9 protein-coding genes are annotated in these 12,892 nt (G+C 32.1%); 4 read left to right on the plus strand and 5 right to left on the minus strand.

The window, feature by feature from the left end:
* Window position 1: 1 nt before the first annotated feature.
* Entirely contained in the window at window positions 2–3,529 is a 3,528-nt protein-coding gene (locus C8P67_RS01490; RefSeq protein ID WP_115809644.1) for a PAS domain-containing sensor histidine kinase, read from the minus strand.
* Between the two features lie 402 nt (window positions 3,530–3,931).
* Window positions 3,932–4,453, minus strand: coding sequence for an NADPH-dependent FMN reductase (locus tag C8P67_RS01495; RefSeq protein WP_115809646.1), 522 nt, complete (start codon window positions 4,451–4,453; stop codon window positions 3,932–3,934).
* A gap of 481 nt (window positions 4,454–4,934) precedes the next feature.
* Here C8P67_RS01495 and C8P67_RS01500 point away from each other — a divergent pair, with 481 nt between their 5' ends.
* Window positions 4,935–6,074: a glycoside hydrolase family 76 protein gene (locus C8P67_RS01500; RefSeq protein WP_115809648.1), complete on the plus strand. Its 1,140-nt coding sequence runs from the start codon at window positions 4,935–4,937 to the stop codon at window positions 6,072–6,074.
* 36 nt (window positions 6,075–6,110) lie between these two features.
* Window positions 6,111–7,250: an aldose epimerase family protein gene (locus tag C8P67_RS01505; protein ID WP_170141385.1), complete on the plus strand. Its 1,140-nt coding sequence runs from the start codon at window positions 6,111–6,113 to the stop codon at window positions 7,248–7,250.
* A 90-nt stretch (window positions 7,251–7,340) separates the two neighbouring features.
* Here C8P67_RS01505 and ychF read toward each other — a convergent pair whose 3' ends face one another.
* The 3 genes from ychF to C8P67_RS01520 all read right to left on the minus strand — a co-directional run bounded on the left by ychF (window position 7,341) and on the right by C8P67_RS01520 (window position 10,357).
* Window positions 7,341–8,435 (minus strand): redox-regulated ATPase YchF, encoded by a 1,095-nt coding sequence (gene ychF, locus C8P67_RS01510; RefSeq protein ID WP_115809652.1) that lies wholly within the window; start codon window positions 8,433–8,435, stop codon window positions 7,341–7,343.
* 239 nt (window positions 8,436–8,674) lie between these two features.
* The gene (locus C8P67_RS01515) at window positions 8,675–9,838 is read right to left on the minus strand and encodes a hypothetical protein (RefSeq protein ID WP_115809654.1); all 1,164 of its coding nucleotides are present in this window, start codon (window positions 9,836–9,838) and stop codon (window positions 8,675–8,677) included.
* 168 nt (window positions 9,839–10,006) lie between these two features.
* Window positions 10,007–10,357, minus strand: a complete 351-nt coding sequence (locus tag C8P67_RS01520; RefSeq protein WP_115809656.1) for a 4Fe-4S dicluster domain-containing protein — start codon at window positions 10,355–10,357, stop codon at window positions 10,007–10,009.
* Window positions 10,358–10,502: 145 nt separating this feature from the next.
* On the opposite strand from C8P67_RS01520, the gene C8P67_RS01525 reads away from it, so the two are divergent.
* Together C8P67_RS01525 and serC are read left to right on the plus strand one after the other, a co-directional pair.
* Window positions 10,503–11,561 (plus strand): acyl-CoA reductase, encoded by a 1,059-nt coding sequence (locus tag C8P67_RS01525; protein ID WP_115809658.1) that lies wholly within the window; start codon window positions 10,503–10,505, stop codon window positions 11,559–11,561.
* A 178-nt stretch (window positions 11,562–11,739) separates the two neighbouring features.
* A complete protein-coding gene (gene serC, locus C8P67_RS01530; RefSeq protein ID WP_115809660.1) occupies window positions 11,740–12,810 on the plus strand; it encodes a 3-phosphoserine/phosphohydroxythreonine transaminase in 1,071 nt (356 codons plus the stop codon).
* Window positions 12,811–12,892 lie beyond the last annotated feature (82 nt).

Consider the following 12,892-nt stretch of genomic DNA (forward strand, 5'->3'; position numbering starts at 1 on the left):
TCTATTTATTATTTTCATTGATTTCGGCACTGCTTGGAGGAACCATTTTATAATTATTAATTTGATTAGGAATTTCAATAGTGAAACTGGTTCCCTTTCCTAATTTAGATTCTACACTAATATTGCCTTCTAGTTTATCAAGAGTTTCTTTGACAATATATAAACCAAGACCTGATCCAGTAGAAAGCATAGTTGCCCTATAAAACATGCTAAATACTTTTTCTATATCTTTTTCAGCTATTCCTATTCCATTATCTTCAAGCCTGATTATTGCACGTTCGGAATTATTAGTAAATATAATTTTCACATGTGATTCTTCCTTAGTCTCATCCCTATATTTAAAAGCATTAGAAAGTAAATTATTTAAAATAATACTTAATCTTTTAAAATCGGATACAAACACCGATTCTGAGTTTATTTCTATCTGGACTTTTAGTTTTTCTACCCCGTTAATAAACTTGTATTTTTCTTTAATTTTGTCCAGTAATTCTTGAAAATCAATTTCATCCTTATCCAATTCCATTCTTGAATTTCTTGAATAGCTCAAAATATCTTCAATAAAACTATCAAGTTTAAACACACTGCTATTCAGCATTGATAAGCATTCCAAAAGCTCAGTATTATTGGCATCCACATAATCCTTTGTTATAGAAAGTAATCCTAAAATCGATTTAAGAGGAGCCCGTAAATCATGTGAAGCACTATAAACAAAACGATCCAGCTCAGAATTTGCTTTTTTCAGTTCAGCATTGTTCTGAATAAGCTCCTGCTCTATTTCTTTACGATCAGTAATATTACGCATAATTTTGGATGCTCCTACAACATTACCCAAAACATCTCTGACAGGCGAAATAGTCAGCGAAACATCTATTAAATCTCCATTTTTCTTGACTCTTCTAGTTTCAAAGTGCTCTACAGAATGCCCAGATTTAATCGTATTGAGAATTTTGACTTCTTCATCTCTACATCCTAAAGGAACTAGTATTCCAATATTTTTGCCAATCATTTCATCTGCGGTATATCCCAAAATCCGTTCAGCACCCACATTCCATGAAGTAACGATACCATTTATATTTTTACTAATAATTGCATCATCCGAAGAATTGACAATTGAAGCCATTAAAGCCTGCTGTTCTTCCAGCTTTTTTCTATTGGTTATATCCCTATAATTTATTACATATGAGCCTTCATTGTTTTTGCCCAGTAAATTAACTATTGTTCCTTCGATCCAAATAGCCTTTCCTTTCTTGTTTATAGTACGAAGTTGTTTTTGCATAGAAACGCCGGGTGAACTAAAAGAATTTTCAAAAAAATTTCGGTCTTTTTCAAGATCCTCAGGATGGATAAAATCAAAAATCAATTTTGAATTTACTTCTTCAGAACTGTAACCCGAAATTCTTTCTGCTGATGGACTTAAATATTCTATCTTGAAATTTTTATTAACTAAAAGAATAGCATCACTTATATTTTCTGTTACCACACGATATTTTTCCTCACTTTGCAATAATTTCTGCTCCGCTTCTTTACGCGTAGAAATATCAGTGCTAAAAACCAAAACATGTGTTACTACGTCATTAAAAACAATTGGCACCAGTCTGGTACAGCTCCAATACCCCTTACTTATTTCATATTCGAACTCCTGTTCTTTTCCTGTCTCAAAGCTTTTTTCTAACTTTTCTCTAACAAACGACTGACTGCTCTCTGGCAAAATCGAAACACAGTCCCTGCCAATTAACTCATCAACAGCAAAATTTAGAAATGTATCCCTATTTATAGACTCGATTTTAAGCTGTTTATTCACATAAATAATAGTATCTGGAGAGTTTTCAAATTGCTGCTTAAACATTTCTACAGCATGCTTTCTTTCGGTTATAATATCAACAAACATTATTATCCCGCCAATTTCTTCTGAAGCTAGTTTCCAAGGATGTATTTCCCAGCGAATCCATTCTACATTACCATCTGGTCTTATAAAAAAGTCTTCTTCCCTTTGTTCAATATTGCCTTTTAGACAGCTCTGGTGAATATCTTTCCATTCTTGAGAAAGTCCGGGAAAAATATCATAATGTTTTTTACCAATAATATCCTGTCCTAAAAGATTATAATCTACCATCCAGCTGCGGCTTCTGGAAATATACCTCATATCATTATCAAACATAGCAAGAGAAGCGGGGCTGTTTTCAATAAATAATCTTAATTTTTCTTTATTTTCAACGAGTTCATTTTCAATCTTTTTCCGTTCAGAAACATCACGAACAATAGAAAGGTAACTAACATCATCTAATTGTTTTCTATTGATTTCGACCTCTACGAAACTGCCGTCTTTCCGTTGAAGTCTGGTTTCGGTTAAATAATTTTTCCCATCCTTAATTAAATCCCATCGTGCAGAAAAATAATCTGAACTATCCCTTGGATACATATCCAGAAAATTAATATTCAGCAGTTCTTCCCTTGAATATCCCAACAGCTGGCAGGTAGCCGAATTTACCTCTATAATATTTTTATTTTGTGCTATTACAAAAATAGCGTCTCCTGCATGTTCAACTAATGAATGGTATTTCTCTTCACTTTGCCTTAATTTATCTTCAGCCTTAATCTGTTCCGAAACATCACGTGCGATAGATAAAACAGCCTTTTTATTATTGTAGTCAATTTTATATGAAGTGACCTCCAAAAACATTACTTCCCTGTTTTTCTTTAAATATTTTGCCCTTGTCTCAAATACAGCCTCATCGCTGTTCAGCAGTAATATTGCTAAATCTTTGGACTTTTGATAATTTTCTTCATACCGATTATCGAGAATACTCATGTTTTCCCATTCTGACTCACTATAACCATGGCTTTTCAAAATGGTATTATTTACTTCTAATACTTTTAAGGTTTCAAAATCCCAAATGATAATATGAGCAGGGTTATTATCAAATAAATACCGGTATTTCTCCTCCGATTCTTTTATAATAGCTTCGGCGCTTTTCTTTTCGGTAACATCTCGGATTATAGCAAAGGATCCATTATCTTTTATTAACCAATTGGTTATTTCAGCATCAATTAATGCTCCGTCTTTTCTTTTAACTTTTCTGTAAATTAATCTCGATTTAGTCTGGTCGCAGAATTCAGCACTTTCTAACGCATCTGCTTCGCCTTGAAAAATTAGTTCTATAAATTCCTTCTGCAGTAATTCTTCTCTTGAGTATCCAAATAAATTACAAGCGCAGTCATTTAAGTCTACTATCTTATTTTTATTATTTAAAATGAGAATAGCATCTCCAGCGTAAGCTATAAAGTCATGATAATACTGTTCTGCTGTTTCTAATTTTTCATCCTTATAACTCAGCCTCTGAATCCACAATTTTTTTTTAATCAGAAAATAAAAAAGAAGCGCTGAAAAAACAAAAATTGTGATCATTAAAAATAGAATATTCTGCTTTGAAGTATCATAAACGGTAATAGCAGTGATTCCAGCTATTAATACAGCCAGCACAAAGATTAGCAATGAAAATTCTATAGATACTTTTATCTTATTTATCATAATAATGCATTAATTATTCTTTTAGGCTTTATGCAAACCTATTAGAAACGTATTCTAAACCAAGAACTCAAAAAAACATACTCACAGCTTAAAACACAAATTTAACCGATAAAATACATTGTTTTAAAAATAAAATATTTAAAAACTTACAAAATATTTCATTTAAACGACATAACGATTCTATTCTCTTTTTTAAATAAAAATTGAATAGCTTAAAAGATAGGTTCAACTAAATTAATTAAACAGCACCGACAAAAACAATGCTATAAAAACAGAATTACATTGTATTTTTTTTTTAAATATAGCTCTTTAATACTGCAACGCTTTAAAGAATCTTAACAGCATTTTGACAATACTGAACAGAGGCAAGATCTAAAAAGAAAAGGGTAAGTTTGTCTTATTTTAAATATTCTTAATAATTTCTTTTAACTGATTGTTTAGCTCTTCATTTGAAATTTTTCCTCTTTCAACATCAAAATTATCATTGAAGCTCGGTAAAGAAAAAACAGCTTTAATTTCAGCATTAAACCTTGGGAAATTATTTTTTGCAATTTCAAGCACGCTTGCTCCGCCTCTTGCACCCGGTGAAGTAGCCATTAACAGCATAGGTTTTTCCTGGAATATTTTTGCATTTATTCGCGAACACCAATCGATAGTGTTTTTAAAAGCGGCACTGTAATTGCCATTATTTTCAGCAAGTGAAACCACCAAAAAATCAGCCGTGGCAATTTTATCTAAAAATGCTTTCGCTAATGTATGCTGCCCAAGAACAGTTTCTTTATCTACACTAAATAATGGCATTTCATAATCATTTAAATCCAAAACCTCAACTTGAGCATTTTCGAATAAACTGGATGCATAAGCTGCCAGTTTTTTATTAATAGAATTTTTACTTGGACTTCCGGCAAAGGCGATGATTTTCATAGCAATTTAAATTTTATTGTTAGTGACCTTTCGGTATAATTAATGATTTTATTTTTATATTATTATTTGTGCGCTAAAATATTTTCTTTTTTACTAAAACGTTTTACTATATTTACCATCTCCAATTTTATTTTAAAATCAATTGGTCAAGAAAAAATGTCTTTAAAAAAAATAATAGCACCCAACGGGTTAAAAGTACTAAAAATGAACTAAAACAAATCAAGATTTGCCTCAGATATTAGCAGATTAATTTTATTTTCAGAGAAGTGCAGCGAATTCATTTGAAAGTAAAAGACAGATTAAGTTTTAAAAAAAATATTTTTCGGAGATAAAACAAATAATTTAAACATCACTATTATAAAGAAGAGGCGGTTAGGATTTAAAGCACCTCAAAAAAAAGTAAAATATTTTCATACCTAATTAAAAAAGCGGTCCCGAAATAAAAAAATAATAATTTATAAATAACCATTTTACACATATTATGAATCGAAGAAAAGGAAGTTTAGTACTTATTGCATTAATTGTAATATTTTCAAGTTTTACATTGGTAAAAAAAACCAACGCTGAAAACAATTATTATAAAAATGAAATGCAGCATCTGCATACTGCTATTGAGCATCATTTCCACGATGCCGTTTCAGGTTATTACTTTGTGGACTTAGATCCAGCAAAAAGAGAAACAAAATTCGGGCATAAGCGCGAATATAGCTGGCTGTGGGCACTTTGTGCCATGTTTGAAGCTACAAACGAAATTGAAAAAGTGGATAAAAATGCACATTTAGTTGCTGGCATTTTCAAAAGCATGCAATATTATTACGACCCGGCTCCTCCAAAACCAGGATATGGTGAGTATATTGTAAAACTGAGTAAAGGACAAAGGTATTTCGATGACAATCAATGGATTGGAATTACAGGTTTGGATATTTATGAGCGAACTGGAAATAAAAAATATTTTGAATTAGGAAAATCAATGTACGATTTTATGATGACAGCTTCCGATACAACACTTGGAGGCGGGCTTTACTGGCGGGAAAATGATTTTGAAACAAAAAACACCTGCTCAAATGGACCTGGTGTACTTGTTGCGCTTAAACTATATAAAGCAACCAAAGAAAAGAAATATCTCGATACTGCGCTAAAGATATACGACTGGACAAATAAAAGACTGCAAACACCCGAAGGATTATTTTACGACAATATTAAAATCAAAGATCAAAGTATTGGCAAAGCAATATTTTCATATAATACAGGGACTATGCTTCAATCGAATGTTTATTTATATGAAATAACAGGGGAGAAAAAGTATCTTGAAAGAGCTAATAAAATAGCAGACAATTCTTTGGAGTATTTTTATGGAAGTGGAAAATTCAGAGATGGATATTGGTTTAATGCTGTTTTATTGAGAGGATATCAACAGCTTTTAAATCATAATAAGGATATGAAATACGTTTTGGGATTTAAAAAGTGTTTAGATAATGCTTTGAAAGAAAACAAAAATGATAAAGGCCTATTTGCTGCAAAAGATGGTATATATAATTTAGTAGAGCACGGAGGAATGCTCGAAATATTAGCACGATTTGCTCATCTGGAAGATCGATATGATTTAGGAATTTCGAAATAGATAATTTCAGTAGCACAAATGACAAAAAATACAATTATGACTAAATTGAAATTTACCGCTTACTTATTATTTTTAATTCTTTCCTGTTTATTGGCTGAAGATGCATTTTCTCAAAAGCAGAATTCGGCAGGAAAACCATTTATCAAAACCGAAAAGATTGGACAAGTTGAAGGACAGGATGTTTTTCAGTACACTTTGCAAAACAAAACAGGAATGCAGGTTCAGTTAATAACTTATGGAGCTGCAATTACTAATATATTAACACCAGATAAATTTGGAGAAATAAGCAGTGTAGCATTTGGATTCGATTCACTTTCGGATTATGCTGGTTCGCAAAACCAGTTGCTGGGATCTACTGTTGGGCGCGTTGCTAATAGGATTTCAAATAAAAAATTTATAATCGATGGAAAAGAATACAACCTAACATCGGATATTCATGGAGGTGCAAAGGGTTTTGACAAACGCATTTGGAATGCTAAAGAAATATTCCATAAAAATGAAGTTGCTGTTGAAATGAAGTATTTGAGTAAAGATGGAGAAGAAGGTTTTCCAGGTAATTTATTGGTTACAATAACTTTTACTCTCACCAATAGTAATGATCTGCTTATTGATTATAAAGCTAACACCGATAAAGCAACACCGATTGTACTTACAAACCACTCTTATTTTAATCTTTCTGGCGGAAAAGATAAAAAAGCACTGAATACAGAACTAATTGTATATGCAGATAAATATCTTGAATATGGAGATGGCAGTTTGATAACCGGTAAAATCTTAAATGTAAAAGATACTCCTTTTGATTTTACTTCGTCAAAAACCATAGGGAAAGATATAGAAAAAGTCCAGCAATATACCAATGGTTATGATGTTACGTTTTCATTGCGAAACCAATCAGGCAAATTGGCTTTAGCAGCAAAAGCTTACGAGCCTTTAAGCGGTAGAGAATTAGAAGTCTATACTACCGAACCCGGTGTTGTATTTTATTCTGGAAATTGGTTAAGCGAAAAAGTTAAGGGACGAAATGGGGTTCCGTATACTAAAAATGGCGCATTCTGTCTTGAAACACAGCATTATCCAAATTCAATAAATACCCCTGCTTTTCCAAATACTATTTTGCGACCAGGGAAAACCTTTACTTCTAAAACAATTTATAAATTTCTTGTTCGTAAAGAATAAAGCTGATTTTTAATCTGGATTAGAAACAAAAAAACCGCAAAATTACTTTGCGGTTTTTCTTTATTCTGTTCTCTTTGTTCTATTTTCTGTTTATACGTTAAAACGGAAATGCATTACGTCACCATCTTTTACAATATATTCTTTTCCTTCCACTTTGAATTTACCAGCTTCTTTTGCTTTAGCTTCCGAACCGTATTGTACGTAATCTTCGTATGAAATCACTTCAGCACGGATAAATCCTTTTTCAAAATCAGTATGGATAACTCCAGCTGCTTGCGGTGCAGTAGCTCCAATATTGATAGTCCAGGCACGAACTTCTTTTACACCAGCTGTGAAATAAGTCTGCTGTTTCAGTAATTTGTAAGCGGCACGAATTAACACAGATGCTCCTGGCTCAGTCAATCCCATATCTTCTAGAAAAACCTGACGCTCTTCGTAGCTTTCTAATTCGGTGATATCAGCCTCAGCTCCTACTGAAAGAATAATTACTTCAGCTTCTTCATCTTTTACCAATTCACGAACCTGATCTACATATTTATTTCCATTTACTGCTGAACTTTCATCAACATTACAAACATATAATACCGGTTTTGCCGTAATTAACTGAAAGCTTTCAAGAAGAACTTCTTCATCGTTGTTTTGAGGTGTAATAACTCTAGCAGATTTAGCCTGCAATAAGGCCTCTCTGATTCGGTCCAAAAGTGCTTTTTCAGTCTGCGCTTCTTTGTTACCCGTTTTAGCGGCACGATTTACTTTTTCTAAACGTTTTTCAACAGTTTCTAAGTCTTTCAGCTGTAACTCAATATCGATAGTCTCTTTGTCACGAATTGGGTTCACATTTCCATCAACGTGAACGATATTATCATTGTCAAAACAGCGCAGAACATGAATAATAGCATTACACTCTCTAATATTGCCAAGAAATTGATTTCCTAAACCTTCTCCCTTACTTGCTCCTTTTACCAAACCTGCGATATCTACGATATCTACAGTTGCCATTTGAACGCGTTCTGGTTTTACTAGTTCTTCTAATTTATTGATTCTTGGATCCGGAACGTTTACAACTCCAATATTAGGTTCAATAGTACAAAACGGAAAGTTTGCACTCTGCGCTTTTGCATTCGATAAACAATTGAATAATGTTGATTTTCCAACATTTGGTAATCCTACAATTCCTGCTTTCATAACATATATGTTTACAAGTAACCCTAATAAATTGTCACTCGTTTTAGTAATTCCTTTTTAAAGTTTGCAAATATAAGATTTAAAAATGCTTGTTAAACATTTTTTTTGAGATTAATACTTTTGCAAAGATTAAGTTTATTTTCTTTAGATAGGGAAGATTAATTATGAATGCGATTACCTTTTATTCTAAAGTAAATAATAAAAAAAGAACAATCTAAAGTAAATAAAAACTGCAGCTTTTACTCGCTGATCTTATTTATAATTTCCAATTCCTTAGCAGTAGGGGTTAAACCAGAAAAGTTCCAATAATCAGTCAAAATGGAATTTTTTGCATTAAAGAGTGTCTTGTCCTTAAAAACCTGACTATCGTTATACGTGAAATTTTGAATATTAAAATTAGTTGTAATTAAATTATTTAATATTTCAATGTTTTTTATTTCATTACCAGCATTAACACTGTAATTTATTTCCTCATTGGAACTGACTAAATAATAACTGCCAAGATCAATTCTGTAATTTGTTTTGAATACAGATCTAATCAAATTTTCACTCCCCTTTTCAGTATTTTCATCAATTGATGCCAAAGTTTCTGCAGATGTGACAGCGGTAATCTCTACTATCAATTTCTTCTTCAAATCATAAACAATTTTAAAATCATCTAATACATCAGACGTTTTTTCTACAGGAATGGGGGTTGCAATTATATCATTATACTCCTGATTCATAGAATTTACCTTTACGACAAAATTGTATTTCTTACTTGTTTTTTCATCTAATAAAGGTCTCAAAACAGAGAAAACATAATACTTCTCCATCATAGAGTTTAAATTATAGCCTAGTAAATCAGATGAAATATCTTCATCTATTAAACCAAAAGACCTATTTTGTTCTAATAGTAAAATTGATTTGACTTTCTTCTGTTCTCTGTATAATTGAAAATTGATCAGCCCATCATTAAAATAAGTATAATTACCATTTAATTTAAAAAACTCTCTGGCATAGACTTTCAATCTAGCAGGAACAGTTAGAGTCTTAATAGAATTAGCAACCAAATCTTTAATTATCTCATGCGGATCTCTGCTGGTTATTACAATATCGTCCAGAGTATTAAGTTTACTTTTGAGATAAAAAATATTTTCAGGCTGGGTCAACGAAGCCCACTTAATGATTATTGGCAAGTATGATGAATGTGTTACTTTTAGATTTGATCCTCCTTTAAGTTCGAATGTAGCACTGCCTTCCTCATTCGTCATCAAGACTTGTTTTGTTTTCAGGACTAAAATAACTGCTTCACCAATTGGCTCATTTGTATCTACGTCCAATAGTATTACTTTTTTTTCATTAGTTTGTGAAAAAACAGTAAAACAAAAGATTAATGGAAACCAAACAAGAATTCTTTTCATATTTATTAAATATAAATAATTAATTCATAAAAAAGCATTTAAAAATATAAAAAAAAATTACAACAGCAATTTTTCCAGAAAAAGATACGAATTAATAAAATAGGTTTCGATATAAAAAAAAACCTGCGTTAAAAAACACAGGTTTAGTAAATATAGTAATCAAAACTATTATTCGTTATGTAAAAAAGCTTGTCTATTCAACAAAGTCTCTTCAGTTTCTACATGATTATCATCTGGAATACAGCAGTCAACAGGACATACGGCAGCACATTGAGGCTCATCATGAAAACCTTTACACTCAGTACATTTTCCTGGAACGATGTAATAGATTTCATCAGAGATTGGCGTCTGTGCCTCATCTGAATCTACTTCGGTACCATCTGGCAAAATTACTTTTCCTTTTAAATTTGTACCGTCTTTATATCTCCAATCATCTGCACCTTCATATATAGCTGTGTTTGGGCACTCTGGTTCACAAGCCCCGCAGTTGATGCATTCGTCAGTTATTATAATTGCCATTTCTGTTTAATTTTTAAGATTGTAAGTTCAAAGCAAAAAGTACGATTATTCGAAATACGAATAATCAGCACAACTTTTGCCTAGAGCTTATAAAAAGCTTATTTTTGTGCAAAACTACAATCAAAACTTTTCATAAACAAACATTATGACATTAGATACAAAAAAAAGTGCATTTGTTAAACTAGGAGAATTCTTAAACCAATTTAAAGATAAAAATTGCACCAAGAATGAAACTGTATTTGGCAATGATTTATTTTTTGAAAAATTTACCGATTTAATTCAGCTTTCTCAATCTCATAATGGCTGGTACACTCCAGAACAGGTTCATTTTGCAATTGCCTCTTGGGCCGAAGCATTAACCGAAAAAAACCTAACAAAATGGCTTTCTAAGTATGATTTCAGTGTCGCAGCACCTAAAAATATTGCCCTGATTTTGGCTGGAAATATTCCGCTGGTAGGCTTTCATGATTTCTTGTCTGTTTTACTTTCTGGACATAATGTTTTGGTTAAAACATCATCAAACGACCAGCACTTATTGCCTTTTTTGGCCAATTATCTAATAGCTGCAGAACCCGATTTTAAAAACAAAATCACATTTGTTGAAGGAAAACTGGAAAATTTTGATGCCGTAATTGCAACCGGAAGCAACAACACAGCCCGTTATTTTGAATATTATTTCAAAGATAAACCTTCTATCATACGAAAAAACAGAAATTCTGCTGCAGTATTGAATGGACAAGAAACCAAAGAACACTTACTTGCATTAGGCGAAGATATTTTTAGATACTTTGGATTGGGATGCCGAAATGTTTCCAAATTATTTGTTCCAAAAGACTATTCTTTCGAACCTTTTTTTGAAGCTATTTTTGAATACCAAGATGTCATTCATTATGAAAAATATGCAAACAACTACGATTACAACAAGGCGGTTTTCCTGATGAGCAATTTCAAGCTGTTAGACAATGGATTCTTGACCATCAAAGAAGATTCGAGTTACAGCTCCCCTATTTCGAGTGTCTTTTATGAATATTATGAAAATCTGGAGGATTTACAAAAGCGTTTAGAAGACGAAAACGAACAGATTCAATGCATTGTAAGCAACAATCTTGTAAAAAACAGCATTCCATTTGGAACTACACAAAAACCAAATTTATGGGATTATGCAGATAACATTGACACCGTTTCTTTCTTATTAACAATATAATTCAATCTTTATATATTATTACGAAAAATTTAATGGTTATTCGTCTCGTATTTCCGAAATTAGCAGTCTTAAAATTCACTTTAAACTATAGGAATTTGTCTTATTTAATAATTAATTGAAATTTGGCATATTTTCGATAGTTATCAATTGAAAACAACTAAAAAAAAGTTACAACACCATGAAAAAACACAACTACAGCGCAGGACCTTGCATTTTACCACAAGAAGTTTTTGAAAAATCAGCTCAGGCTATTTTGAATTTTAATGATTCTGGTTTATCATTATTAGAGATTTCGCACCGTAGTAAAGATTTTGTCGCCGTAATGGAAGAAGCAAGAGCTTTAGTTTTAGAACTTTTGGATTTAAAAGACAAAGGATATCAAGCAATTTTTCTTGGAGGAGGAGCGAGTTTAGAATTCCTGATGGTCCCTTACAACTTAATGAAAGAAAACGGTAAAGCAGCTTATTTGAATACTGGTACTTGGGCTTCCGGAGCAATAAAAGAGGCGAAATTTTTCGGAACAACTACTGTTGTTGCTTCTTCAGAAGAAGAAAATTTCAATCATATTCCAAAAGGATATACAATACCTGCTGATGCAGATTATTTTCACTGTACAAGTAATAATACCATTTTCGGGACTCAAATGAAGGAATTTCCAGAAACAGATATTCCGGTTGTCTGCGATATGAGTTCTGATATTTTTTCTAGAAAAATTGATTTTTCAAAATTTGATATTATTTACGCCGGAGCTCAGAAAAATATGGGACCTGCAGGAACTACTTTGGTTGTCATCAAAGAAGAAATTCTTGGTAAAACCGGACGCACCATTCCGAGTATGCTGGATTATGCAAAACATATTAAAGCAGACAGTATGTACAATACACCGCCTGTTTTCCCTGTTTATGCATCTTTATTAACTTTACAATGGTTAAAAAAAATAGGCGGAATTGAGGCTATTGAAAAAATAAACGATGCTAAAGCAGCTTTACTTTATAATGAAATTGACAGAAATCCATTATTTAGAGGAACTGCAGCTGTTGAAGACCGTTCTAATATGAATGCAACATTTTTATTGAACGATGAATCTCATGCTGCCAAATTTGACGAAATGTGTAAAGCTGCTGGAATAAATGGATTGCCAGGACACCGTTCTGTTGGAGGATATAGAGCTTCTATGTACAATGCGCTTCCGCTGGAAAGTGTGCAGGTTCTTGCTGATGTGATGAAGGAACTGGAAACCATTGTTTAATCGGTGAATCGTTTATTTGGTGATTTGGTGAATCGTGAAATCGATTATACAGCAAACATTACGATTAAACGACAAAAGATTA

Origin of the sequence: Flavobacterium aquicola (genome assembly GCF_003385115.1) — a bacterium.
Taxonomy (GTDB): Bacteria; Bacteroidota; Bacteroidia; order Flavobacteriales; family Flavobacteriaceae; genus Flavobacterium; species Flavobacterium aquicola.